At 69.1% G+C, this 24,328-nt stretch carries 21 protein-coding genes; 4 read left to right on the forward strand and 17 right to left on the reverse strand.

Translation table 11 applies throughout. From position 1 onward, the window contains the following. Positions 1-148: 148 nt before the first annotated feature. The 6 genes from LG391_RS33670 to LG391_RS33695 form a co-directional block, all read right to left on the reverse strand. Positions 149-1,318, reverse strand: a complete 1,170-nt coding sequence (locus tag LG391_RS33670) for a porin (protein ID WP_225773398.1) — start codon at positions 1,316-1,318, stop codon at positions 149-151. 509 nt (positions 1,319-1,827) lie between these two features. Next, positions 1,828-2,595, reverse strand: a complete 768-nt coding sequence (locus LG391_RS33675) for an amino acid ABC transporter ATP-binding protein (RefSeq protein ID WP_304608583.1) — start codon at positions 2,593-2,595, stop codon at positions 1,828-1,830. Between the two features lie 16 nt (positions 2,596-2,611). Further along, positions 2,612-3,790, reverse strand: a complete 1,179-nt coding sequence (locus LG391_RS33680) for an amino acid ABC transporter permease (protein ID WP_225773400.1) — start codon at positions 3,788-3,790, stop codon at positions 2,612-2,614. A 2-nt stretch (positions 3,791-3,792) separates the two neighbouring features. Next, positions 3,793-4,875, reverse strand: coding sequence for an ABC transporter permease subunit (locus LG391_RS33685; protein WP_308013086.1), 1,083 nt, complete (start codon positions 4,873-4,875; stop codon positions 3,793-3,795). Positions 4,876-5,082: 207 nt separating this feature from the next. Further along, positions 5,083-6,111: an amino acid ABC transporter substrate-binding protein gene (locus LG391_RS33690; RefSeq protein WP_225773404.1), complete on the reverse strand. Its 1,029-nt coding sequence runs from the start codon at positions 6,109-6,111 to the stop codon at positions 5,083-5,085. Positions 6,112-6,418: 307 nt separating this feature from the next. Continuing rightward, entirely contained in the window at positions 6,419-7,360 is a 942-nt protein-coding gene (locus tag LG391_RS33695; RefSeq protein WP_225773406.1) for a nucleoside hydrolase, read from the reverse strand. 78 nt (positions 7,361-7,438) lie between these two features. Here LG391_RS33695 and LG391_RS33700 point away from each other — a divergent pair, with 78 nt between their 5' ends. Further along, the gene (locus LG391_RS33700) at positions 7,439-7,687 is read left to right on the forward strand and encodes a hypothetical protein (RefSeq protein WP_225773408.1); all 249 of its coding nucleotides are present in this window, start codon (positions 7,439-7,441) and stop codon (positions 7,685-7,687) included. A gap of 15 nt (positions 7,688-7,702) precedes the next feature. Here LG391_RS33700 and LG391_RS35105 read toward each other — a convergent pair whose 3' ends face one another. Beyond that, complete coding sequence (locus tag LG391_RS35105; RefSeq protein ID WP_225773410.1) at positions 7,703-9,442, reverse strand: M28 family peptidase; 1,740 nt, start codon at positions 9,440-9,442, stop codon at positions 7,703-7,705. 53 nt (positions 9,443-9,495) lie between these two features. Next, complete coding sequence (locus LG391_RS33710) at positions 9,496-10,032, reverse strand: TetR/AcrR family transcriptional regulator (RefSeq protein WP_255647008.1); 537 nt, start codon at positions 10,030-10,032, stop codon at positions 9,496-9,498. Positions 10,033-10,185: 153 nt separating this feature from the next. Between LG391_RS33710 and LG391_RS33715 the strand changes: the two genes are divergently transcribed. Then, entirely contained in the window at positions 10,186-10,791 is a 606-nt protein-coding gene (locus LG391_RS33715) for an NAD(P)H-dependent oxidoreductase (RefSeq protein ID WP_225773414.1), read from the forward strand. Between the two features lie 10 nt (positions 10,792-10,801). Here the strand turns inward: LG391_RS33715 and LG391_RS33720 are convergent, their stop codons facing one another. Next, positions 10,802-11,737, reverse strand: a complete 936-nt coding sequence (locus LG391_RS33720) for a S1/P1 nuclease (RefSeq protein WP_225773416.1) — start codon at positions 11,735-11,737, stop codon at positions 10,802-10,804. Positions 11,738-11,909: 172 nt separating this feature from the next. Here LG391_RS33720 and LG391_RS33725 point away from each other — a divergent pair, with 172 nt between their 5' ends. After that, entirely contained in the window at positions 11,910-12,674 is a 765-nt protein-coding gene (locus LG391_RS33725) for an SDR family oxidoreductase (protein ID WP_225773417.1), read from the forward strand. Between the two features lie 182 nt (positions 12,675-12,856). On the opposite strand, the gene LG391_RS33730 is transcribed toward LG391_RS33725, so the two are convergent. The 6 genes from LG391_RS33730 to LG391_RS33755 form a co-directional block, all read right to left on the reverse strand. After that, entirely contained in the window at positions 12,857-14,590 is a 1,734-nt protein-coding gene (locus tag LG391_RS33730; RefSeq protein ID WP_225773419.1) for a M14 family zinc carboxypeptidase, read from the reverse strand. 2 nt (positions 14,591-14,592) lie between these two features. Further along, positions 14,593-15,444 (reverse strand): ABC transporter permease, encoded by an 852-nt coding sequence (locus tag LG391_RS33735; RefSeq protein WP_225773421.1) that lies wholly within the window; start codon positions 15,442-15,444, stop codon positions 14,593-14,595. Positions 15,445-15,447: 3 nt separating this feature from the next. Next, positions 15,448-16,371: an ABC transporter permease gene (locus LG391_RS33740; RefSeq protein ID WP_225773423.1), complete on the reverse strand. Its 924-nt coding sequence runs from the start codon at positions 16,369-16,371 to the stop codon at positions 15,448-15,450. Continuing rightward, the gene (locus LG391_RS33745) at positions 16,368-17,795 is read right to left on the reverse strand and encodes an ABC transporter substrate-binding protein (RefSeq protein WP_225773425.1); all 1,428 of its coding nucleotides are present in this window, start codon (positions 17,793-17,795) and stop codon (positions 16,368-16,370) included. Before LG391_RS33745 ends, LG391_RS33740 begins: the two co-directional genes overlap by 4 nt. A gap of 287 nt (positions 17,796-18,082) precedes the next feature. Beyond that, positions 18,083-19,960, reverse strand: a complete 1,878-nt coding sequence (locus LG391_RS33750) for an ABC transporter ATP-binding protein (RefSeq protein ID WP_225773427.1) — start codon at positions 19,958-19,960, stop codon at positions 18,083-18,085. A gap of 100 nt (positions 19,961-20,060) precedes the next feature. Beyond that, the gene (locus tag LG391_RS33755; RefSeq protein WP_225773429.1) at positions 20,061-20,681 is read right to left on the reverse strand and encodes a TetR/AcrR family transcriptional regulator; all 621 of its coding nucleotides are present in this window, start codon (positions 20,679-20,681) and stop codon (positions 20,061-20,063) included. A gap of 101 nt (positions 20,682-20,782) precedes the next feature. Here LG391_RS33755 and LG391_RS33760 point away from each other — a divergent pair, with 101 nt between their 5' ends. Next, complete coding sequence (locus LG391_RS33760) at positions 20,783-21,523, forward strand: SDR family NAD(P)-dependent oxidoreductase (RefSeq protein WP_225773431.1); 741 nt, start codon at positions 20,783-20,785, stop codon at positions 21,521-21,523. Between the two features lie 64 nt (positions 21,524-21,587). Here the strand turns inward: LG391_RS33760 and LG391_RS33765 are convergent, their stop codons facing one another. Beyond that, positions 21,588-21,950, reverse strand: a complete 363-nt coding sequence (locus tag LG391_RS33765) for an SPW repeat protein (protein ID WP_225773433.1) — start codon at positions 21,948-21,950, stop codon at positions 21,588-21,590. Between the two features lie 123 nt (positions 21,951-22,073). Continuing rightward, on the reverse strand, positions 22,074-23,276 hold the full coding sequence (locus tag LG391_RS33770; protein WP_225773435.1) for a multidrug effflux MFS transporter: 1,203 nt from the start codon (positions 23,274-23,276) through the stop codon (positions 22,074-22,076). Between the last annotated feature and the right edge of the window lie 1,052 nt (positions 23,277-24,328).

Here is a 24,328-nt window from a genome sequence, read left to right on the forward strand (position 1 = left end):
GAGGATGCGCGGTCTGCAGACCGCGCATCCTCCGTCGACCGGACGTGACCTTTCAGCCTTCGAGGGGACGAGACAGAGACCGTTAGGAGTGGTCTGTCACGCCCGGTCTTCCCGAGCCGACCTTTCGGTCCGGACTCGCCAGGGCTTCTTAGAAGCCGAGGACGATGCCGGTGCCGAGGCTGGCGGACTCCCAATCCGCGCCCGCGCGGAAGTTCTGCTTCGAGTAGATGACCTCAGCATAGGTGTTGAGGCCCGGAGCCAGGGTGTAGGTCAGGTTCACGCCAGCGAGGTGGTCTTCCTTCAGATCCGCGCCGCTGGTGTAGGACGAATCCAGCCCATTGCCCTTGTCGGCCCAGGTATAGGCGTAGGAGGCCGAAGCCAGGAACGGCCCCCACTGGTAGCTGAGGTTGCCGATGACGGTGTCGACCGGCTTGAACGTGAACGCGGTCTGCTCGTTGTGCGTCCAGTTCACGCTGAAGTAGATGCCGCCGGAGCTGACCTGGCCACCGAGGGTGTAGACCTCGAGATCGTTGCCGCTCAGGTTGTCGCTGTTGATGGAGGTCCTGACGCCGTTGCCGTAAGCGGCCGAGGCGGCGAGGCGGAGCGACACGGCGTCGAAGGTCTGCTCGTAGTTGACGCCGGCGGTGACGACGTTCTCGTAGATCGTCTCGTCGTCGTTGAACAGGTCGTTCCGGCCGCCATTGCCGGCATGGTCCGGACCACCGACCACCGGGGTGAAGTCGACACCGAAGCTGAAGCCGTCGAAGGTCGGCGAGGTGTACTTGATTCGGGTGTCGGCGTTGCTCAGACCGGCGAGGTAGGTCGCGTCGATCGAGAAGAACTCGTTGCCGCCGAAGTAGAAGTTGCCGTCGAGCAGGTCGCCGAAGCCGGCGCCCAGGCCCATGTCGCCGCTCAGCTGGTCATGCGCGTAGACATAGCCGAAGTCATCGGCGGTGGTCGGCGCGTTACCGAAGGTCACCGTACCGAAGCCGCCCTTTACATAGACGTAGGTGCGGTCCACCTGGACGTCGTCGCGGCGATTGACCGAGTTGAAACGGATGCGGCCGCCGTATTCCAGGCCGGAATCAGTGACGTTCTTGACGTCGAACTGCATCCGGGCGCTGCTCTGGAAGTCGTAGTCGCGGTCGAATTCGTCGTTCTGGGTGTCGCCCAGAGACAGGGTCGCCTGGGACCCGATGAAGCCGCTGATCTTCAGCGAAAGACCGGACGTCACATTGGCGTCGGCCGCCGATGCCGGCATCGCGCCGATCAGAGCGGCGGCGACAAGCGCCGTACCACCCAGCAGTACCTTCTTCATTCTTCCCTCCTATGCCCCACACCGAATGCAGGGCGGTTCGCTCAAGACGCCTCTCGGCCCGCCTGCTTGCCTGCCCCGTCTTGGCTGCCCATCGGGGCTTGCAGGCAGAACCCGACGCTGCCGGTCGGGCGATGGCGGCCGTGTCGAAAGCGAGTCCCCCGAAACGGCGCCGATCTGTGTCATCGAAAGCACAGTCCGATCGGCCTTGGCGGTCGGTCGGGCGGATGCCCCGAAAACTTCGAGACCATAGTCTCGCCCTCGGAGACGCGGCAATCAGATTATACATTCTAGAATGTATGTAAGATAAAATCGCAACGACCTGTGGCCGGAGGGCCACACCTTCGCAGATGCGCAAGGCTGGAGCCGCACACCGCCCGATCGACACGATGTCCAGCCCGGAATTCCCTGCGGAAGCGGCGGCAGCCACCCATTGGGCATGAAAAAGGCCGGCGGGCAGCGCCTCGCCGGCCTCGGGACGGGAACGGGGCGCCCGACCGGCGCCCCTGCCCTCAATGTGCCAGGATCTGGCTCAGGAACAGCTTGGTCCGGTCCGACTTCGGGTTCTTGAAGAATTCCTCCGGCTCGTTCTGCTCCACGATCTGGCCGCGATCCATGAAGATCACCCGGTTCGCCACGGTCCGGGCGAAGCCCATCTCGTGGGTGACGCAGATCATGGTGATGCCTTCGCGGGCCAGTTCGACCATGACGTCGAGCACTTCCTTGATCATCTCGGGATCGAGCGCCGAGGTCGGCTCGTCGAACAGCAGGATCTTCGGCTTCATGCACAGCGATCGCGCGATCGCCACGCGCTGCTGCTGGCCGCCGGACAGCTGCCCCGGATACTTCTGCGCCTGCTCGGGGATCTTGACCCGCTTGAGGAAGTACATCGCCGTCTCCTCGGCCTCCTTCTTCGGGACCTTGCGGACCCAGATCGGGGCGAGGGTCAGGTTCTCCAGCACCGTCAGGTGCGGGAACAGGTTGAACTGCTGGAACACCATGCCGACCTCGCGGCGGATGGCGTCGATGTTCTTGACGTCATTGGTCAGCTCGATGCCGTCGACGACGATCGAGCCCTTCTGGTGCTCTTCCAGCCGGTTCAGGCAGCGGATCAGGGTCGACTTGCCGGAGCCCGAGGGCCCGCAGATCACCACCTTCTCGCCCTTCTCGACGGCGAAGTTGATGTCCCGCAGGACATGGAACTCGCCGTACCATTTGTTGACCCCGGACATCTGGATCAGGATTTCCGGCTGGGTCGCGGTCGCTTGCGTCGCAGTCATTGTTACAGTCTCCCTGTCAGCGGCGGCGCGTACCGATGTTCAGATACTTCTCCAGATACTGCGAATAGCGCGACATGGAGAAACAGAACACGAAGAAGATCAGCGCCACGAACACATAGGCTTCCTTGTAGTACGGCCCCCAGATCGCGTCGGCCAAGCCGGCGCGGGCGCCTTGCAGGATGTCGTACATGCTGACCGTCGTGATCAGCGTCGTGTCCATGAAGACGCCGATGAACGAGTTGACCAGGGCCGGGATCGACACCCGTATCGCCTGCGGCAGGATGATCAGCCGCTGCTTCTGCCAGTAGCCGAGGCCGAGGCTGTCGGCGGCCTCGAACTGGCCCTTCGGCAGCGCCTGCAGCCCGCCGCGCACGACCTCGGCCAGATAGGCGGCCGAGAACAGGATGATCGCGATCTGGGTCCGCAGCAGCCCGTTGAAGTTCCATCCCGTCGGCAGGAACAGCGGGAACAGGTAGCTCGACATGAACAGCACGGTGATCAGCGGGACGCCGCGGATCATCTCGATATAGGTCACGGAGAGCACCCGCGCGACCGGCATCGCGGAGGCGCGGCCGAGCGCCAGGAGGATGCCGAAGGGGAAGGCGACCGCGAGGCCCACCATCGACAGGCCGATGGTCAGAGGCAGGCCGCCCCATTTCACGGTTTCGACGATGCTCAGGCCCGGAACGGGAATGTCGACGAAGCCGAGGGGGATGGCCCCGTACATCAGCGCGATCGCCGCCACGATCACCACGACCCAGGCCCAGATCAGCCACCGGCTCCAGAACCGGCGCATCGTGCTGATGACCACGACCCCGACCATCAGGATCATGGCCAGGACCGGCCGCCATTCCTCGCCATAGGGGTAGAGGCCGAAGAAGATCAGCCGGTACTTCTCGCCGATGAAGGCCCAGCATGCCCCCGCGGCGGCGCGACAGGCGTCCACCACCTCGCGGGCCGGCTGATCCGGCGTCGCCGGCCCCCAGACCGGGTCGATGAACGCCCAGGAGATCAGCGGCGGCACCACCAGATACAACAGATAGGCGATCGCCAGGGTCAGGATGACGTTGTACCAGGTGCTGAAGAGATTGCGCCGCAGCCAGGCGATCGGCCCGACGGCGCTGCTGGGCGGCGGCTGGGCCGGGATCTCGCCGGTGGCGACGAAGGGATCGGTGAGGGAGCGTCCGTCCGACATTCTCAGCGCTCCCGCAAGGCCATGCGACGGTTGTAGGCGTTCATCCCGATCGAGATCGCGAGGCTGATCGTCAGGTAGATCGCCATGTAGATCGAGATCGCCTCGACCCAGCGGCCGGTCTGGTTGCCCATGGTGTTGCCCACCAGCACCAGATCGAAATACCCGACGAAGACCGAGAGCGAGGAGTTCTTGGTCAGGTTGAGATACTGGCTGGTCAAGGGCGGCAGGATCGTTCTCAGCGCCTGGGGCAGGATGATCTTCCGCAGAGTGATGCCCGAATGCAGGCCCAGCGAGCGGGCCGCCTCGGTCTGGCCGTGCGACACCGCGAGGATGCCGCCGCGCACGATCTCGGCGATGAAGGCCGCGGTATAAACCGAAAGCCCGATCAGCACGGCTGCGAATTCGGGGCTACGGGTCCATCCGCCGGTGAAATCGAAGCGGCCGAGCTGCGGCAGCTCGAGCACCACCGGGGCGCCGCCCGCCAGCCAGACCGCGATCGGCAGGATCAGGACCACGGCGAGGCCCGTCCAGACGCTGGGGAAGGGCTGCCCCGTCGCCGCCTGGCGCGCCTTGGCCCAGCGATGGATGGCCCAGGCCGCGATCAGGCCGATCAGCGCCGCGATGCCGACCCAGAGGAAGATCGGGTCGTTCTGGATCGCGGGCACCCGCAGGCCCTTGTTGCTGATGAAGACATCGGGCAGGAGGGTGATCGCCTCCCTCGGCGGCGGCGCGAACCGGATCAGGCCGATCCACAGGAGCAGCTGGATGGGCAGCGGAATGTTGCGAAGGACGTCGACATAGACGGCCGCCAGCTTGGCCACCAGCCAGTTGCCAGACAGCCGCGCCACACCGATCACGGTACCGAGGATCGTGGCCAGGACGATGCCGAGAACGGAGACGACGAGGGTGTTGAGAACACCGACCTCGAGGGCGCGGATCCAGTTGTCCGAGGGGGCGTACGAGATCAGCGAATCGTCGCTCAGGCGAATATTCGCGGGGCCGTAAAGAAAGTCATAGCCGACCGCGATCCCGCTCGCGGCGCGGTTCTGCAGCATGGTCGAGATCAGGAACCATCCGACCCCCACCACGACCGCAAGGATGATGATCTGATAGACGACCGACCGCAGTCGCGGATCGTTGAGCGCGCGCCTGCGACGGACGCTTTTTCCGGATCCCCCGGAGACAGTAATGGTCATAGATGATCCTCGGCCTGTGCCACTCCAGCCGACCTGCGGGCTTCCGCGGGTCCACCGCCGGCTCGCGATGGAGCCGGCGGCAGCCCCGATCCGATATCAGCGGATCGGCAGCGGGTACTGCAGCCCGCCGTTGTTCCACAGGGCGTTCAGGCCGCGCTGGAGCTTGAGGGCGGAATCCTTGCCCACATTGCGGTCGAAGATCTCGCCGTAGTTGCCGACCTGCTTGATCGCGTCATAGGCCCAGGTCTCGGGCAGGCCGAGCGCCTTGCCCATGCCGGGGTCGGTGCCGAGCATGCGCCGGACGGTCGGGTCCTGGGAGTTCTTGAAGTCGTCGATGTTCTTGCTGGTGATGCCGCTCTCCTCCGCCTGGATCAGCGCGTTGAAGACCCAGCGGGTGACGTCGGCCCACTGCTCGTCGCCCTGGCGCACGGCGATAGCCAGCGGCTCCTTCGAGATCACCTCGGGCAGCAGCACGTAGTCGTCCGGGTTGGGCGCCTTGGCGACCCGGGTGCCGGCGAGGCTGGACAGGTCCGTGGTGTAGGCGTCGCAGCGGCCGGAGAAGAAGGCGGCCTCGATGTCTTCGAGACGCTCGATCACGACCGGCGTGAAGTCCAGCTTGTTCGCCCGGAACCAATCGGCCAGGTTCAGCTCGGTGGTCGTGCCCGGCTGGACGCAGATCGAAGCGCCGTTCAGCTCCTTGGCGCTCTTGACGCCCAGCTTCGTCGGCACCAGGAAGCCGGTGCCGTCATAGAAGTTGATGGCGGTGAAGTTCAGGCCGAGCTCGGTGTCGCGGGTCAGCGAATAGGTGGTGTTGCGGGCCAGGACGTCCACTTCGCCCGACTGCAGCGCCGTGAAGCGGACCTGCGCGTTCAGCGGCGTGAACTTGATCTTGGTCGCGTCGCCGAAGATCGCCGCGGCGAAGGCGCGGCAGGTGTCGACGTCGAGACCGGTCCAGTTGCCCTGGCTGTCGGGCACCGACATGCCGGGCGCGCCGGTGTTGACGCCGCACTGCACGAAGCCCTTCTGCTTGATGGCATCGAGCACGGCGCCGGCCTGTGCCGAGGCGGCAAAGCCCATCGCGGCCACGGCCGCAGCCCCCGCCGCGAGCAGAGTACGAACCTTCATGAAACCTCCCCTTTTTGCCCCGGCCTTCGCCGGAGCGAAACCGCAAGTCGTCCCGACGAAGCGCCGCCGGGGGAGGGTCATTTAATGGAACATCCCCGACGAATGCACGGCTTTTTTGGTTTGGCGCCTCCGGCGAGCTGCTGGTGTATGGTATTTCAATCAAACGGCGACCGTTCCATGTGCTTTCCGAATAATCATCCGACCAATCCATGCGCAACGGATTGGCGGTTCTTTCGGCAAGCGCCGCGTCGCGACCAGATGTATCGCGACAATCGGCAAGAATAGACCGGCGGTCGACTTCCTGCCGTCAGCGCAGCAGCCCGTCGAGGAAGCCGCCGACCACGCGGTCGCGGTCGATCCGGGTCGCCACCCGGACGGCGGGCCGCCCCGCCGCCGCCTGCTCCTCGGGGACACCGCGCCGGTCGGCCAGGGTCATGCCGCGGGTCAGGTCGCCGCTGAGCTCGACCCGGACCGGCCACTCGGCATAGTCGGCGAGGCCGGGGTCGAGCAGCAGCATCGCCGCCGCCGGGTCGTGCAGGGCGCAGCCGCGGATGCCGTAGCGGGCGTGATAGAAGCCGACATAGTGCTGCAGGATGGAGCAGGCGAAGCGCCCGCGCGGCCGGGAATCTGCCTCGATCCGCGCCAGCTCCGCCTCGCCCAGCCAGGCGGTCATGGTGACGTCGAGCCCGACCAGCGTGACCGGCCACGACGCGGCGAACACCGCCTCCGCCGCCTCCGGGTCGTGGAAGATGTTGGCCTCGGCCGCGGCGGTGATGTTGCCCGGCACGGTCACCGCCCCGCCCATCACCACCACCCGCTCGACCAGCCGCGGCAGCTCCGGCTCGAGATGCAGCGCCAGCGCCAGATTGGTCAGCGGCCCGGTGGCCAGGATGGCGTGGGCGCCCGGCTCGGCCCGGGCCAGACGGACCAGCTGCTCGGCCGCGGTCTCGGGTGCGAATGGCCGCAGCGGCGCCTGCGGGCCGTGACCGCCGAGCCCGTCGTCGCCGTGGACATGGCCGCTGATGCTGACCGGCTGGGCCAACGGCGCCTCGGCCCCGACCGCGACCGGGACATGGCCGAGCCCGACCAGGTCGAAGACATGCTGGGCGTTGGCGGCGGCGACGTCGGCATGGGCGTTGCCGTGCACGCTGCCGAGGGCGGCGATCTCCACCCCCGGCCGGTCGGCCAGCCACAGGATGGCGAGCGCGTCGTCGATGCCGACGTCGCAGTCGAGGATGATCTTCGGCATCGGCAGGGTCCTTTCGTGTCGGCCGGCCCGACCATAGCGCGGCCGGGCGCGGCGCAAAACGCCGCTGGATGCGGGGGCATGCTCCGTGCCACTCTCCCCGCCCCTGCCCCGCCGGACGCGCTGGAGACGATGCCGACGCCGCAAGCCCATCCCTGGCTCGAACCCCTCTGGGTCCGGCTGCTGATCGTCGTCTTCCTGATCGCCGCCCTGGCGGCGGAGTATCTGTGGCTGGGCGACCGGCTGTGGCTGTTCCTCTGGGGCGCGGCCCTGGTCTACGCGGTCTGGGACTTCTTCCTGCGCGGGGTCTACGGCAAGCCGAAGGAGTGACGGCCAGACCGCGGGTCAGGCGCCGGCGCGCACCGGAAACTCGTCCAGCCTGTCGTCCAGGACGGCGATCGCGCGGGTGATCATCTCGACCGTGCGGACATAGAACACGGGGTTGATCCGCTCGAAATCGTCGGTCGGGCGATGGTAGTCGGCGTGCTCCTCGCCCCCGAACATGACGAAGGGGATGCCCGCTTTGTGGAACGGCGCGTGGTCGGAGCGCAGGGTCCAGTCCTCGTCCTTCGGCTCCGGCGCATCATGGCCGAACATGATCTTCGGCGCCCCGGCCTTGCCGGAGAGCGGCTCGAGCCAGGGCCGCAGGAACGGATAATGCCAGGTGCCGAGGACGCTGACCTCGTTGCGGCTGCTGCGGCTGATCATGTCCATGTTGATCTCCACCCCCATGGCGGAGAGCGGGACCGGCGGCGCGCGGACGAAGCCTTCGCTGCCAATCATGCCCAGCTCCTCGCCCGAGAAGGCGGCGAAGATCACCGGATGCCGGGTCGGGTGCTTGCCGAGATGGTCGGCCAGGGCCAGCAGCGCGGCGGTGCCCGATGCGTTGTCGTCCGCCCCGTTGTAGATGCGGCCGCCGCGGGTGCCGAGATGGTCGTAATGCGCCGAGACGACAATGTAGCGCTGCTCCTGGCCGATGCCCGGCAGGTCGGGCATGACGATGTGGCCGTCTTCGACTCGCACCCCGTCCGGGAAGCCGCCATAGGGCTGGAACAGGTCCGGGTAGCTCTCATTGCCGCCGAGGCCCAGGCCGGCGGCGATGTTCAGCGACATCTGGTGCCCGCCATGCGGGATGCAGCGCGCCGGCGACCAGCCGAGCTGCGCCAGCACCTCGAGGGTGCGCAGATACTCCACCAGCCCGTAGGACAGGGCGCAGTCGAACTGCAGCCAGTCGCGGTCCGGCCGCATCCCGCCATAGCGCAGCAGGTTCCGCGCGTCCTGGTGCGAGAACAGGTTCTCGCCGGTCGCCATCGGGCCCGGATAGAACTCCGCCAGCGCCGCCTGCAGCGCGTAGTCCAGCGGGTCCCCGGCCTCCTCGTACCAGAACAGCGGATAGTCCCGCAGCATCCTGGCGTAGGCGATCGCGGTCTCGAGGTCGAAGCGGCCATTGGCGTCGACCGCCAGCTGCGCCTGGCCGCCGATCTCCGCCAGCACCGCCTCGATCCGGCCGCGATCCTCGTCGATCGGGGCGCCGCCGATCTTCATCTTCACGACGGTGTAGCCGCGGTCGAGATAGCCGCGCATCTCCGCCCGCAGCGCCGCATTGTCCTTGCCGGGGTAGTAGTAGCCGCCCGCGGCATAGACGAAGACGCGGGGGTTCGCCTCGCGCCCCTTGCGCTGCGCCAGCAGCCGGAACAGCGGCTGGCCGGCGATCTTGGCGACGGCGTCCCACACCGCCATGTCGATGGTGCCGACGGCGACCGAGCGCTCTCCGTGCCCGCCCGGCTTCTCGTTCGCCATCATCGCCGCCCAGATCCGGTGCGGGTCGAGGTTCTCGCCGGCATCGTCGAGCAGGCTCGCCGGCTCCGCCGCCAGGATGCGGTCGCGGAACCGCTCGCGGATCAGCCCGCCCTGGCCGTAGCGCCCGTTCGAGTTGAAGCCGTAGCCGACGACCCGGCGGCCGTCGCGCACCACGTCGGTCACCACGGCCACCAGGCTCGTCGTCATCTTGGAGAAGTCGATATAGGCATTGCGGATCGGGGAGGCGATCGGCTTGGTGACCTCGACGACGTCGACGATGCGCATGCTGGCTTGCCCGTGGTTTCGTGCGGAAGACGCCCGGCTGTTCCGCCCCGGCGTCAGCCCCGATTCCTAGCAACCATCGCGGCGATGGTCTCGGCCAATTCCGCCTGCGCCTCCGCAGCGGTGAGGTCGCCACCGGCCGCGGCGGCGGACAGGGCTTCGGCGGCGCCGAGCATCGCCCAGAGGCCGGCGGGGGCGATGGCACCGGATGGGGCGAAGGGCGCGAGGGCGGCGCGGCAGGTCTCGCGGAACACCGCGTCGCATTCGCGCTTGACCTTCTCCAGCTCCGGCGAGCTGGTCAGGGCCGCGACCACGCCCGGGATCTCGCGGCCCTGGGCCAGCACGCAGTCGAGATAGGCGGAGGCGATCACCGCCGCCCGCCCGGCCAGGGTCGGCTCGCCGGTGCGCAGCGCGGCCTGCAGCAGGGCCGTCTGGCGGTCGTCGAACTCCCGGTACAGCGCGATCAGCAGCCCGGTGCGCGTGCCGAAATGGTCGTAGACCACCGGCTTGGTGATGCCCGCCTGATCGGCCAGCCGGCCGAGGGTCAGGGCGTCCGTCCCCTCCTCCCGCACCAGGCGCCAGGCGACGTCCATGAGCTGTCGGTGCCGCTCCTCCCGCGACAGGCGGCGGCGCGGCGACCGGGAGTCTCTCACAGGGGTGCTTGACATGCTTATATACCAAACGTAAGTTACGAAAAGTATATAAAACTTCGTCCGTCCCCGCAATCACCAGCAGGAGCTGCCGGCATGCACGCGCTCGTCGTCGTCGCGCATCCCGATCCCACATCGCTGACCCACGCCGTGGCCGCCCGCCTCGCCGAGGGCGTGTCCCTGGCCGGCCATTCCGCCGAGATCGCCGACCTGATGGCGGAAGGCTTCGACCCGCGCTTCACGGCAAACGACCACGCCGTCCATCTCAAGCAGGCGGCGCCCTCCGCCGACGTGCTCGCCGAGCAGGCGCGGATCGACCGCGCCGATGCGCTGGTGCTGGTCTATCCGGTGTACTGGTGGTCGATGCCGGGGCTGCTCAAGGGCTGGATCGACCGGGTGTTCTCGAATGGCTGGGCCTATGACGAGATCCCCGGCGGCGCGCTGGAGAAGAAGCTGGGCCATCTGCCGGTCCATCTCGTCGGTCTCGGCGGCGCCGGCCGGCGGACCTATGAGCGGCACGGCTATTCCGGCGCCATGAAGACGCAGATCGACCACGGCATCTTCGATTTCTGCGGCGCCCCCGTCGTCACCTCGGAGCTGCTGCTGCCCCCGGACACGCAGGATATGGGCGTGCATCTCGATGCCGCCCGCGCCATCGGCGGCAGGCTGTTTCGGGCGGCCGAACAGGGCGAGGCCGCCTGACGCCCGCCCGTCAGCGCAGGCCCATGAGCAGCGCCCCGATCCGGCGCCCGGCGGCGGTGAGCTGGGCGCGGCTGACCAGCTGGGCCTGTTCGACATAGTCGCCCGGGAGAACGGGGGCGGAGCCGGGCGAGGTGCCCAGCTTCAGCCTTCCGCCCTGGTAGACGACGTCATAGGCGAGCTCGCGGCTGTGGGCCACCCAGCGGGCGAAGGCGGTCTCCGGGTCCGGCGACAGCGTCTCCGTATCGGGCGGAGGGCCCTGCTCCAGCTCGACCTCGACCGCTCCCGACTGGGCCAGGGCGAGCTCGCCCGGATGGCCCGCGGCGTCCCAGAACCGCCCGAGACGCTCGGGAGCCGCATCCGGTGAGGCGCGGATCCAGGCCCACTGTCCGCCGGCGTCGGTGATCGGGAACCGCCATGACATCCACAGCGCCGTGTGCAGCGGCTGGTGCATGTCGCCGACGATATGCATCACCCAGCAGAGCGCGACGGCCCGGGCCGCGTCCGAGGCGGCGGCATCGTGCGCGATCGCGAGATTGTGCCCGAACGCCCACTGGGCGCTGCCGAAGGCGATGGGAAGCAGGCGGCGCATCGAGGACACGATCCGCGGGCTGTAGTGCCAGCTCGGGTGATCGTAGGGGGTGCGCCTCACGGCATCCGGCCAGATCGCCATCAGCTCGAACATCCGGCGCTCGCCGACGCGGCCGGTCAGGCCGCCGAGCTGGGCGTCGAAGCGGGCCCGGTCCGGATGCGCCTGCATCAGCCGGAGAACGGCGGCGATCGCCTCCGGGTCGTGCTGCTCCAGGATGTCGTAGGCCAGCGCCGCGGTGGCCACATGGCCCTCGCGGAACCACGCCGAGGCCTGGTGCGGCGTGAGCAGCGCCAGCATCAGCACAGCGCCGAGCCCGGCCGGCCTCCAGCGCTTGAGATGGACAGCAAGAGCTCGCATCTGGGCACCTCCGGAAGCGTCGTTCCGCCGGCCCGAGCCATGTTGATGGAGAACAGGGCCGGCGTCACTGCGGCGCAGGACCGCTGCCCGGATTGAGCGGCAAGAACCGGAGTGAGGCCGCCGATGCCCTCCGCCATCCTCCGCCGCCTGGAACAATGGAAGGAGAGAGGACATGGGCGCATTGGCGGGCAAGGTGGCGATCGTCGCCGGGGCCAGCTCCGGCATCGGCCGGGCCGCGGCGGTGCTGTTCGCGCGCGAGGGCGCGGCCGTGGTGGCCGGGGCGCGGCGGCAGGCGGAGCTGGACACGCTGGCCAGGGAGATCGCGGCGGCCGGCGGCCGGGCCGCGGCGCTGGCCGGCGACGTCACCGACGAGGCCTACGCCCCGGCGCTGGTGGCGCTGGCGGAGGAGCGCTTCGGCGGCCTCGACATCGCCTTCAACACCGCCGGCATGGTCGGGCCGATGGCGCCGACGCCGGAGGTGTCGCCCGCGGACTGGCGGCAGACGGTCGAGACCAACCTGACCAGCGGCTTCCTGGCCGCTCGGCACCAGATCCCGGCGATGCTGCGGCGCGGCGGCGGGTCGCTGATCTTCACCTCGACTTTCGTCGGCTACACCGTCGGCTTCCCGGGCGTGGCCGCCTATGCCGCCAGCAAGGCGGGGCTGGTCGGGCTGGTGCAGGCGCTGGCGGTCGAGTTCGGCGGCCGGGGCGTCCGCGTCAACGCGCTGCTGCCGGGCGGCACCGAGACGGAGATGTACCGGCAGTTCGCCAAGACCCAGGCGGAGCGCGACTTCATCACCGGCCTGTACCCGATGAAGCGCCTGGCCAGCCCGGGGGAGATGGCGCGTTCGGCGCTCTACCTCGCCTCCGACGCCTCCAGCTTCACCACGGGAACAGCGCTGCTGGTCGATGGCGGAGTGTCGATCACCAGGACGTAGGCCGCGGCGCGTTCTTCTGTGTTGCCTCTCCCGCTTGCGGGAGAGGTCGGAGACGCGAAGCGGCTCCGGGTGAGGGGATTTTGTCGAGGCCGGGACCAGCTCTCACCCGGTCTCGCTGCGCGAGCCCGACCTCTCCCGCCAGGCGGGAGAGGCAAACCAAAAGCGGGCTGTCTGAGCCTGCCTTAAGCCACCACCCCCGCATGGTGCTCCACTGCCGCCAGCACCGTCTCCATCTGCACCTGGTGGCCCAGGGTGAAGCGGTCGCCGTAGATCGTCTCGTCCGGATACTCGGTGATCAGGGTCAGCGGCGGCACGTGGCGCTCGTCCGGCCCGATCAGGCAGGGAATGCCGTTGATCACGGTGAACGGCCCGGCGCCGGCATGGGCGCCATAGGCGGCGAGCTGCATCCGGTTCAGCTGCAGGAGCGGCTCGATCCGGGCCAGGCGGCGGGTGATCGCCTCGACCAGCGCCATGCCCGGCTCGGCCCAGTCCGGATGGTGGCGCAGGATCAGGAAGAAGCCCTTCGGGATGGTCCACATCTCGAAGCCGCGCGGCAGGTAGCCGGTGAAGGGCCGGGTCCATTCATGCGCCGGATAGCCGTGCAGGTTGACATGCAGCTGCGCCCCGGTGCGGGCGATCGCCTCCTGCCGCGCCGCCCGCTCGAAGAGCTCGACGCCGGTGCGGTATTCCAGGTCGTCGCCCAAGGCGGTATAGCGGGCGGCGTGGTGCATGTGCCGCGGATTGTCCCGGCACAGCCGGCGATGCAAGGCGTAGCCGTCCGGGTTCTCCAGCGGGATCACGGCGAGATGGTTCTCCGGGTCCTGCAGTAGAATCCGCGCGGCGCGCAGGGCGCCGACCGGACCGGTGGTCTCGTTGGCGTGCTGGCCGCCGGTGACCACCACCGCCGGGCGGGAGCCTGGGCGGATCAGCCCCGGCACCGCCCTTCCCTGCCGCGACCGCGCCAGGAACGGCTGCCCGCCCAGCGCCGCCAGCTCGCGATGCACCTGCTCGATCGACAGCGGCGCCTCCGCCATCTCCAGCGGCTGCTCCGGCCAGTCGCCGGGCTCGCTGGACACGTCGAACGGCACGGTCTCGACCCGCACCCGGGGCGCGCCGGCGCGGATCTCCGGCACGATCTGGCCCGGCTGCAGGCCGCGGTCGCCGACCGGCCGGCCGGAGTGGCGCTGGAACACCTCCAGCAGGGTGAAGTAGAGGTCCTCGTGCAGCGCCTCGTGCAGGCTGACGGCCTCCTCGTGGAAGGGCAGCGCCCGCTCGACCGCCGGCGCCTCGACCGCGATCGACAGCCGTTCGAAATAGGGCTCGTCCGCGCCCCAGGGATGGGCCTGGACCGCCTCGACCGCGGCGCGGAACAGGCCCTCGACCTCGGTCTCCAGCCGCTCGTCCCGGTCCGGCCGGCCGTCGGGCCGGCCGGTGACGCGCAGCCAGCCGGTCGGCGACAGGCAGGCGGCGCCGAGATGGTCGACGCCCAGATGGTTCGGCGCGAAGACCTCCGTCGTCGCGGTCCGGCCGTCGCGATAGCGCAGATTCACCCGGTAGCGCAGCGTCTCGTCGCCCGGCTCGAAGCGCAGCTCGACGCCCTGCAGCAGCGCCTTCAGCGGATAGGCCTCAAGCAGGAAGCGGTCGGGCGCGGCGGCAGGATGGACCGGATAGCGGATGGTGGCCGAGGCCAGCCCCTCGGTCTCGATCTCCTCCAGGACCGCATGCAGCAGCGGCTTGTAGGCGCAGCGCAGCCGGGCCGAGACGCCGGCCGACGCCAGCGCCGTCTCGGCCTCGCGGCGCGCCGCCTCGTCCTCGAACAGCCAGGCCTCCACCGCCGCGCCCTGGTGGCCGCCGGACAGGTCACGCAGCAGGGCGTCGAGGGTCCGCGGCGCCTCGCGGTCGAGCAGAACGGTCATGGTCACAGCTTTCCGGTCGGGTCGAGGACGTCGCGCAGCCAGTCGCCCAGGAGGTTCAGGCCGAGCACGGTGAGCATGATGGCGAGGCCGGGGAAGACGCTGATCCACCAGGCCGTCTGCACATAGGTGCGGCCGTCGGCCAGCATGCCGCCCCAGCTGGGGATCAGCGGGTCGACGCCGAGGCCGAGGAAGGTCAGGCTGCTTTCCAGCAGGATGTTGTTGGCCACGTTCAGCGTCATCAGGATGATGATCGGCCCCAGCACGTTGGGCAGCAGGTGGTCGAGGATGATGCGGTGGTCGCGCACGCCGATCGCCGCAGCCGCCTGCACGAATTCCCGCTCGCGCAGCGACAGCACCGAGCCGCGCACGAGGCGGGCGTACTGCACCCATTGCGAGACCACCATGAAGAAGATCAGCCGGTCGATCCCGCCGCCGAGGATGGCGATGAAGGTCAGCGCGATCAGGATGAAGGGCAGCGCCTGCTGCACGTCGGCGCAGCGCATCAGCACCAGGTCCCAGAGGCCGCGGTAGTAGCCGGCGACCAGGCCGGCCAGCGTGCCCAGCACCACGGCGCCGGCCACCGAGGCGAAGCCGACGGTCAGCGAGATGCCGCCGCCCGTCACCACCCGGGCCAGCACGTCCCGCCCGACCGGGTCGGTGCCGAGCGGATGCGCCCAGCTCTGGAACGGCGGCAGCAGCCGGGCGGTCAGGTCGAACCCCTCCCCGCCGTCGGGGAACAAGAGGCCGGCGCACAGCACCGCCAGCACCATGATCCCGGTCAGGGCCGCGCCGAGGATGAACTCCAGGTTGCGCAGGCGGCGCGACCAGGGGCGGCTGTCTTCGACGATCGCCATCGCTCACTCGGTCCGGATGCGCGGATCGACCAGGCCATAGGCGATGTCGACCGCGAGGTTGATGACGACGATCAGGATCGCCAGCACCGTGATCACCGCCTGCAGCACCGGATAGTCGCGGGCGGCGATGGCGTCGAAGGCCAGCGATCCCATGCCGGGCCAGGCGAAGACCTGCTCGACCACCACGATGCCGCCGACCAGCCCGCCGAACTGCAGCCCGATATAGGTGATCAGCGGGATGGCGCAGTTGCGCAGCGCGTGCTTGTACAGCACCACCCGCTCGCGCAGCCCCTTGCTGCGCGCGACCATGACGTATTGCGCCGACAGCGTCTCCAGCATCGCGGTTCGGACCAGCCGGACATTGGTGGCCGTGAGGATGATCGCCATGGTGGCGGCCGGCATCACCAGGCTGGCGGTGCCCTCCATCCCGCTCGGCGGCAGCCAGCCGAGGGCGATGGAGAAGACCAGCACCATCATCATCGCCAGCCAGAAGTTCGGGAAGGACAGCCCGACCAGCGACAGGATGCGGATCGCCTGGTCGACCGCCCTGCCCTTGTGCACGGCGGCGTGGATGCCGAGCGGGATCGACAGCAGGATCGAGGCCAGCAGCGAGACGAAGGCCAACAGCAGCGTCGCCGGCAGCGCATGGCCGATCAGCTGGACGACCGGGGTGCCGCCGAGGAAGCTGCGGCCCAAATCCCCGGTCAGCAGCCCCTGCAGGAAGCCGAGATACTGAACCGGGAAGGGCCGGTCGAGGCCGAGGGCGGTGCGGATGCGCTGCAGGTCCTCCTCGGTCACGCTGCCGGCGCCCTGGGCCAGCATCACCGCCGGATCTCCGGTCAGCCGGATCGCCCAGGACACCAGAAGCGTCACCACCAGCACGACGAACACCGCGAGCGCCACCCGCCTGGCGACGAAGCCGATCATTCGACGGTCGTGTCGACGAAGCGCATCCGCTCGTCGGAAGGCAGCTGCACGTTCTGCACGCGCCGGCTGACGCCGTAGATGGTGTTGAGGTTGTAGAGCGGCAGCTCCATCGCCTTGTCGGCGACATAGGTCGCGATCTGCTGCAGCGTCTTCTCGCGCTCGGCCTGGTCGTAGGTCTTGCGCTGCGCCTCCAGCATCGCGTCCAGCTCCGGGATGCTGTCGTACGGGTTCCACTTCTCGCCGGTGTGGTACATCAGATAGGCGGTGTTGTCATAGTCGAAGGTCCAGCCGCCCCAGCCTTCCTGGAACAGCGCGCCGGTCTTGCCGTTCGGCACGATGTCGTTGAGGAAGACGTTGCTCTCATAGGGCTTCAGCGTCGCCTTGAAGCCGACCATCTGGAGATATCCGGCCACCGCCTGCAGCACCTCGCGGAGCGTGGCGTTGTCGCCGCGGAAGTCGAGCTGTAGCGGCGTGCCCGGCCGCACCCCGGCCTGGGCCAGCAGCGCCTTGGCGCCGGCGGGGTCGAAGGGCAGCGGCTTGAGGTCGGGCGGATAGCCGAAGGACAGCCGGCTCTGGAAGCTGACGATCGGCTCGGCCTGGCCGGCCAGCACCGTCTTGACGATGGTGTCGCGGTCGACCGCCATGATGATGGCCTTTCGCACCGCCTCCTTCGAGGTCAGCGGGTCCTTGGTGTTGAAGCGCATGGCATAGACGGTCGGGCCCGGCACGCTCTCGATGCGCAGCTTCGGGTCCTGCTCGATCACCGGCACCTGGGCGACCTCGACCTGGGTCGCGATGTCGACGCGGCCGGCCTGCAGCTCGGCCACCCGGGTCGAGGATTCGGCGATGAAGCGGTAGACCAGCCTGTCGATCTTCGGCGCCCCGCCCCAGTAGTTCGGATTGGCCTCGAGCGTCAGGCCGACCTTCGGCTCGTAGGACACGACCTTGAACGGGCCGGTGCCGATCGGCGCGGCGTTGAAGGCGTCGTCGCCCTTCTCGGCGATGTATTTGGGCGGCACGATCATGGCGCCGTAGCCGGCCAGCTTGGTCAGCAGCACCGGGTCCGGCCGCTTCATCACGAAGTCGACCGTGTGGTCGTCGACCACCGCGACATGGTCGATCGAGTTGTAGTTCGACTGCTGCGGGCCCTTGGCGCCCTCCGGTCCCAGAAGCCGGTCGAAGGTGAACTTCACCGCCGCGGCGTCGAAGTCCTCGCCGTTCTGGAAGGTCACGCCCTGGCGCAGGTGGAAGCGGATGCGGTTGGCGTCGTCCAGGAACTCCCAGCTCGTCGCCAGCCCCGGCACCAGCTTCAGGTCCGGCCCGCGCATCACCAACCCGTCGAAGATCTGGCTGCCGACCGATCCCCAGGCGACGAGGAAGGTGTCGATCGGGTCCCAGCTGCCGGGGTCCTGCCGCAGCGCCACAGTCAGCGTCCCTGCCGCCTGGGCCTGCGACTCCGCGGCCGGCAGCAGAGCCGCCGCCAGGGCCAGTCCGAGAGCGTGCCTGCCGATGGATCCGGGGAGTCGACCCAGAACGGTCGTTCCACGCTCAAGATTGTCATGCCCGGGCTTGACCCGGGCATCCAGAGAGCGTCGAGACCCTCTGGATTGCCGGGTCAGGCCCGGCAATGACAAAATGGAAAAGCCCTTCGTTTCAGCAGCCTTGGCTCTCGGATCGTTCATCATCGCCTTCCCTGTCTTGTGCTTGCGGCTCATGCCTCGACCGCCGCGAAATGGCTGGGCCCGACCGGCTGCAGCCGGTGGATCGCCGGTTCGTCGCCGACCGCGCGCACCGGGCTCGGGATCTCGCCCTCCAGCGCGGGACGCTGCGCCGCCTGTTCCGGATCGGCCACCGGCACCGCCGCCAGCAGCCGCTTCGTGTACGGGTGCCGCGGCGTCTCGAACACCGCCCGGCGCGGCCCGATCTCGACGATCTGGCCGAGATACATCACCGCGACCCGGTGGCTGATCTTCTCCACCACCGCCATGTCGTGGGTGATGAACAGGTAGGACAGGCGCTGCCGCGCCTGCAGCTCCATCAGCAGGTCGACGATCTGCGCCTGGATCGAGACGTCGAGGGCCGAGACGGATTCGTCGGCGATGATCAGCTTCGGGTCGCTGGCCAGCGCCCGGGCGATGCAGATGCGCTGGCGCTGGCCGCCCGAGAACTCATGCGGATAGCGCCCGGCCCGGGCCGCCGGCAGCCCCACCCGCTCCATCAGCTCGTGCACCCGCCTCGTCACCGCCGCGCGGCCCTCCGCTAGCCCATGGGTGACGATCGGCTCGGCGATCGAGAACCCCACCTTCTTGCGCGGGTCGAGCGCGGCGAAGGGGTCCTGGAAGACATACTGGATCTTCTGGCGCAGCCGCCGCCGCTCCGCCGCCCCCATCGCCAGCACGTCCTGCCCGTCGAAGCGGATCGAACCCGAGGTCGGCTTCACCAGCTGCTGCAGGGTCTTGCCGATGGTCGACTTGCCGCTGCCGGATTCGCCGACCAGCGCCAGCGTCTCGCCGGGATAGAGGTCGAAGCTGACCTCCTCCACCGCATGGACACGATGGGTGACGCGGCCGAGCATCGTCTTCTTCACGTCGAAGCGGGTGGTCAGCCGCTCGACCGACAGCAGCGGCGCCGACGTGTCGGCGGTGTCCTGCACCCGGGTCTCGCCGACGCTGCGCGGCGTGTCGCCGTCCAGCACGATCAGCGGCGTGCGCTTCGGCAGGTCCTCCCCGGCCAGGCTGCCCAGCCGGGGCACGGCCGACAGCAGCGCGCGGGTGTAGGGGTGCTGCGGCACGCGGAAGATCTCGCGCACCGGCGCCTGCTCGACCTTGCGGCCGCGCCACATCACCAGCACCTCGTCCGCCATCTCGGCCACCACGCCCATGTCGTGGGTGATGAACAGCACGGCCATGCCCAGGTCGCGCTGCAGCTCGCGGATCAGGGTCAGGATCTGGGCCTGGATGGTGACGTCCAGTGCCGTGGTCGGCTCGTCCGCGATCAAGAGGCGCGGCCGGCAGCACAGCGCCATGGCGATCATCACCCGCTGGCGCATGCCGCCCGACAGCTGGTGCGGGTAGCGGTCCAGCATCGCCCCGGCATCCGGCAGCCGCACCCGGCGCAGCAGCGCCTCCGCCTCCCGCCGCGCCTCGCGCAGGCTCAGCCGCTGGTGCAGGACCAGCGCCTCGATGATCTGGTTGCCGATGGTGAAGACCGGGTTCAGCGACGTCATCGGCTCCTGGAAGATCATCGCGATGTCGTTGCCGCGGATCCGGCGCAGCCGGTCTTCCGGCGCCCGCACCAGGTCGACCGGCATCCCCTCCTCCGGCCGGAACCGGACCGCCCCGCCGGCGATCGCGCCGCCGACATGCCGCACCAGCCGCATCACCGACAGCGCCGTGACCGACTTGCCGGAGCCGGATTCGCCGACGATGGCGAGCGTCCGGCCGGGGGCAAGGTCGAAGCCGAGCGACTGCACGGCGGCGAAGGGCCCCGTGGGCGTGTCGAAAGTGACGGTGAGATCGCGCACCGAGAGCAGGGCGCCGGGCTCCGCGCCCGACCGCGGCGCGTCGAGCGTCTCGACGAGGCCGGTCACAGCCCGATCGCCGGCACGCGTCCGTTCACCCTGCCCTGCCCCATGCCCGCCTCTGTCCGGAGATTCGACGGCGAACTGTCGAAGCCCCGCCGCCGCCCTGTCAACCCGCTCTTCGCCGCGGCGCCACGAGCGCGTCCCAGCCGGCCATGGCGCAGTCGACGACCGCCTGCAGCGCGGCGCAGTCGGCGCCGTTTCGGGCCTGGATGGACAGCCCGTTCAGCACGGTGACGTAATAGGCGGCGACCGCCCCGGTGTCGGCCCCTTCCGGCACGTCGCCCTCGGCCACGCCGCGGTCCAGCCGCGCCTTGAGCCGCGACACCGACTCGCGTCCGGACTCCAGCAGATAGTCGCGGATCTCCGGGCTGGCGGGAACGCCGACGGCCGACGCCAGCACGATCATGCAGCCGGGCGGCTGGCCCGGCGCCGTGTAGGCGACGGCGTGCTCGCGCAGCATCGCCTCGACCCCCGCCCGAGCCGTCGCCGCCTCCTGCAAGGTCCGGGACGCGGTGCCTCCCTCGCCTGCCGCGTAAAGCTCCAGCGCCTCGCGGAACAGCGCCTCCTTGCAGCCGAAGGCGGCGTAGAGGCTGGGCGAGTTGATGCCCATCGCGGCGGTCAGGTCGGTCATCGACGCGCCGTCATAGCCGCGCGCCCAGAACACCTCCATCGCCCGGCGCAGGGCGGCGGCCCGGTCGAAGCTGCGGGGGCGGCCCCGTTCGGCCATCGCGGATCCTTTCTGTGTTGCCCAATACATAATTCACTGGACAGAGGCCGGCAAGCCGGATACGGATTTGTGTATCGATCAACACAGAAATGGAGAGACCCATGTCCGGACTGTCCGGAAAGGTCGCGCTGGTCACCGGCGGCAGCCGCGGCATCGGCGCCGCGATCGCGGAACGGCTGGCGCGGGACGGGGCCGATGTGGCGCTGACCTATGCCGCATCGCCCGACAAGGCGCAGGACGTGGTCGGGCGGATCGAGGCGGCCGGCCGGCGCGGCCTGGCGATCGCCGCCGACGCCACGGACGGCAAGGCGGTGCAAGCGGCGGTGGAGCGGACCCTGGCCGGGCTCGGGCGGATCGACATCCTGGTCAACAACGCCGGGGTCTTCCCCTACGGCCCGATCGAGGAGGTCGGCGAGGACGAGCTGGACCGCGTCCTGGCGATCCACGTCCGCTCCAGCTTCCTGGCGGCGCAGACGGCGGCCCGGCACATGGGCAAGGGCGGGCGGATCATCTCGATCGGCTCCTGCCTCGCCGATTATGCCGGCGGGGCGAACATGACGCTCTACGTCATGACCAAGGCGGCGCTGACCGGGCTGACCCGCGGCCTGGCGCGCGATCTCGGCCCGCGCGGCATCACCGCCAACATCGTCCACCCCGGCCCGACCGACACCGACATGAACCCGGCGGACGGGCCGGGCGCGGAGGGGCAGCGCCAGCACATCGCGCTCGGCCATTACGGCGAGGCCGCAGACATCGCGGCCATGGTCGCCCATCTGGCCGGCGAAGGCGGCCGCTGGGTGACCGGCGCGTCCATCGCCGTGGACGGCGGCGTCAACGCCTGAAACCGGGATCGAAAAAGGCCCGTCGCCTCGCGGCGGCGGGCCTCACAGGCCATTGCCTCACGCCTCAGGCGTGGGCATGCGGGGTGTGACGCCAGTCCCACAGCGCCCAGGCCGACAGGGCCACCGCCAGCACGCCGAGGACCACATGGGTCCACATGGCGTTCATGCTGGCGGCGAAGCCGAGCGCCCAGGGGGCGATGATCAGCCAGACGCCGAGAACCAGGTTCACCCACTCCTCCCATTCGGCGAAGGCCGAGAGCGCCGCGATCGTGATCAGGCCGATCACCACGGCCACGATCCAGGCGTTCCAAGTGGGCACTGTCTCGCCCACGAAGCCGACCACCCAGGGAGAGATGAACAGGACGACCGCCAAGACCAGATTGGCCCAGTCCTGCGGCTTCCTGTCTTCCGTCGTTGCAGCAGCCATGACCAACCTCCAATCGTGAAGATCAACCAAGCCACAACGCTTCGCGCGACTGCGCGGAGTCTCTGATGATCTGGTTTCGTTCGCCCCGAATTTCAAGGATCCGGCAAGTCGAAGGGCCTCCGGCTACTGGGCCGGGACCTCGGCCGGCCGGCGGCGGCCCAGCGTCGCCTGGGCCAGCACGAAGGCGATGACGGCGCAGGCCGTGATGCCCGCCACCATCGGCAGCGAGGTGCCGTCGAAGAACGGGCCGACCACCGCGATCACCACCGCGCCGGTGACGAATTGCAGCGTGCCCATCAGGGCCGACGCGGTGCCCGCCACGGCGCCGTGATCCTCCAGTGCCAGCACCGAGGTGGTCGGGATCACGAGGCCGAGGAAGCCGTAGCCGACGAACAGCAGCGCCGCCAGCACATCCAGCCGGTCGACCCCGGCCAGGGTGACGGCCAGCAGAACCACCATGGCGGCGGCATAGCCGGTGACGGCGACCCGGACAATCCGCCCGAGGCCGAAGCGCGCGGCCAGCCAGGCCGTGCATTGCGACACGCCGATGAAGGACACGGCGTTGATCGAGAAGAACACGCTATAGAGCCGCGGCGACAGGCCGTAATGCTCGATCAGCACGAAGGAGGAGTTGGCCAGATAGGCGAAGAAGCTGGCGATGCCGAAGGCGCCAATGAAGGTGAGGCCGAGGAACTGCCAGTCGGTCAGGAGAGAGCGATAGGCCGACAGGGCGCCGCCGATGCTGCTCTCCACCCGGTGGTGGCGCGGCCGGGTCTCGCCGAGGCACAGCGCCAGCAGCAGGATGCCGAGCGCGGCGAGCACCGTGACCACCCAGAACACGCCGCGCCAGCCCGCGGCCTCAATCACGAAGCTGCCGGCCAGGGGCGCCAGGATCGGCGACACGCTGAACACCAGCATCAGCAGCGACATCAGCCGCGCCGCCTCGGTGCCGGTGTGCAGGTCGCGCACCACGGCGCGCGGGATCACCATGCCGGCGCAGGCGCCGAGCCCCTGCACGAAGCGGAAGGCGATCAGCGTCTCGATGTCCGGCGCGAAGACGCAGCCGATGCTGCCGGCCAGGAACACGGCCAGGCCGAGATAGAGCGGCAGCTTGCGCCCGAACATGTCGGACAGCGGCCCGAAGACCAGCTGGCCGACGCCGAGCGAGATGAAGAAGGCCATCAGGCTGGCCTGCACCGCCTCGGTGCCGGCCCCGAGGCTGCGGCCGATCTCCGGCAGCGCCGGCAGGTACATGTCGATCGCGAAGGGCCCCATGGCGGTGAGCAGGCCGAGCACGATCGCGTAGCGGAGCAGCGACGAGGACATGAGCGGACTTCCGGGGTCGGAGGCCGGCGGACGAGATGGTCCGGGCGGATGATGGGGGCGAGACGCGCATCGCCTCTGCGGGCGGTCGCCGCGACTCTATGTCCAAAACTTTGGACAGTGTTGTCCAAACCGTCAAGCCCCCTTATGGTGACGGCATGCACGAGTTGGAGCAGATCGGGCGGCCCCTGCCGCCCCGGCGCGGCCAGGCGGCCAAGCACGCCTCGGTGCTGGACGCCGCCACGGCGGTGTTCTGCCGCGACGGCTTCGCCGGCGCCAGCATCGACCTGATCGCCGCCGAGGCCGGGGTGTCGCGCCAGACCATCTACAATCACCACGGCGACAAGGAGGCGCTGTTCGTCGCCGTGGTGCGGGAGATGACCGAGCGCTGCAACGCCGGCCTGTTCCAGACCCTGACCACCTTCCCCGACCAGCCTCGGGACCTGGAGGGAGAGCTGGCCGCCTTCGCCGGCCGGCTGGTGCGCGACTGCCTGTACAACCGCGAGGGCGCGGCGCTGCGCAAGCTGATCCAGTCGGAGGGCGAGCGCTACCCGGCGCTGTTCGCCGCCTGGCGGGAGCACGGGCCGGGCACCGCCTGGGCCGCGATCGCCGCGCGCTTCGCCAGGCTGGCCCATGCCGGATACCTGCGGATCGAGGATCCGGACCTGGCGGCGCGCCAGTTCCTGGCCCTGATCCATGCCGATTTCCACATCCCCCACATGCTCGGCACCAAGCCGACGGAGGCGGAGATCGAGGCCGGCGTCGCCGGCGCCGTCCGCACCTTCCTGCGCGCCTGTCTCTTATACAATCTGACGCTGCCGACGAAGAGGATAGTGTAGATCTCGGTGGTCGCCGTATCATTAAAAAAAAAAAAAGCACCGTAGATGTGAGGGTCCGTGGGGTCCGCAGGACCACTCAGAAGGCTTTCTGTTGTAGTTGTCTGTACCAGCGGTACCACTCCACCTCAAGGTTCCCCTGCACCACGCTAAGCGAACGACGCACATGATAATGCAGTAGCAACTCATTTGTAATTACCAGCGTGTATACTGACGGTC

The organism is Inquilinus sp. Marseille-Q2685 (genome assembly GCF_916619195.1).
Taxonomy (GTDB): domain Bacteria; phylum Pseudomonadota; class Alphaproteobacteria; order DSM-16000; family Inquilinaceae; genus Inquilinus.

Bases quoted from the DNA above. Each gene is read 5' to 3' on its own strand.
- LG391_RS33740 (WP_225773423.1), bottom strand. From the start codon at position 16,371: ATGATCGGCTTCGTCGCCAGGCGGGTGGCGCTCGCGGTGTTCGTCGTG.
- LG391_RS33670 (WP_225773398.1), bottom strand. From the start codon at position 1,318: ATGAAGAAGGTACTGCTGGGTGGTACGGCGCTTGTCGCCGCCGCTCTG.
- LG391_RS33735 (WP_225773421.1), bottom strand. From the start codon at position 15,444: ATGGCGATCGTCGAAGACAGCCGCCCCTGGTCGCGCCGCCTGCGCAAC.
- LG391_RS33690 (WP_225773404.1), bottom strand. From the start codon at position 6,111: ATGAAGGTTCGTACTCTGCTCGCGGCGGGGGCTGCGGCCGTGGCCGCG.
- LG391_RS33730 (WP_225773419.1), bottom strand. From the start codon at position 14,590: ATGACCGTTCTGCTCGACCGCGAGGCGCCGCGGACCCTCGACGCCCTG.
- LG391_RS33725 (WP_225773417.1), top strand. From the start codon at position 11,910: ATGGGCGCATTGGCGGGCAAGGTGGCGATCGTCGCCGGGGCCAGCTCC.
- LG391_RS33770 (WP_225773435.1), bottom strand. From the start codon at position 23,276: ATGTCCTCGTCGCTGCTCCGCTACGCGATCGTGCTCGGCCTGCTCACC.
- LG391_RS33715 (WP_225773414.1), top strand. From the start codon at position 10,186: ATGCACGCGCTCGTCGTCGTCGCGCATCCCGATCCCACATCGCTGACC.
- LG391_RS33755 (WP_225773429.1), bottom strand. From the start codon at position 20,681: ATGGCCGAACGGGGCCGCCCCCGCAGCTTCGACCGGGCCGCCGCCCTG.
- LG391_RS33765 (WP_225773433.1), bottom strand. From the start codon at position 21,950: ATGGCTGCTGCAACGACGGAAGACAGGAAGCCGCAGGACTGGGCCAAT.
- LG391_RS33760 (WP_225773431.1), top strand. From the start codon at position 20,783: ATGTCCGGACTGTCCGGAAAGGTCGCGCTGGTCACCGGCGGCAGCCGC.
- LG391_RS35105 (WP_225773410.1), bottom strand. From the start codon at position 9,442: ATGCGCATCGTCGACGTCGTCGAGGTCACCAAGCCGATCGCCTCCCCG.
- LG391_RS33695 (WP_225773406.1), bottom strand. From the start codon at position 7,360: ATGCCGAAGATCATCCTCGACTGCGACGTCGGCATCGACGACGCGCTC.
- LG391_RS33710 (WP_255647008.1), bottom strand. From the start codon at position 10,032: ATGGACGTCGCCTGGCGCCTGGTGCGGGAGGAGGGGACGGACGCCCTG.
- LG391_RS33720 (WP_225773416.1), bottom strand. From the start codon at position 11,737: ATGCGAGCTCTTGCTGTCCATCTCAAGCGCTGGAGGCCGGCCGGGCTC.
- LG391_RS33700 (WP_225773408.1), top strand. From the start codon at position 7,439: ATGCTCCGTGCCACTCTCCCCGCCCCTGCCCCGCCGGACGCGCTGGAG.
- LG391_RS33675 (WP_304608583.1), bottom strand. From the start codon at position 2,595: ATGACTGCGACGCAAGCGACCGCGACCCAGCCGGAAATCCTGATCCAG.
- LG391_RS33680 (WP_225773400.1), bottom strand. From the start codon at position 3,790: ATGTCGGACGGACGCTCCCTCACCGATCCCTTCGTCGCCACCGGCGAG.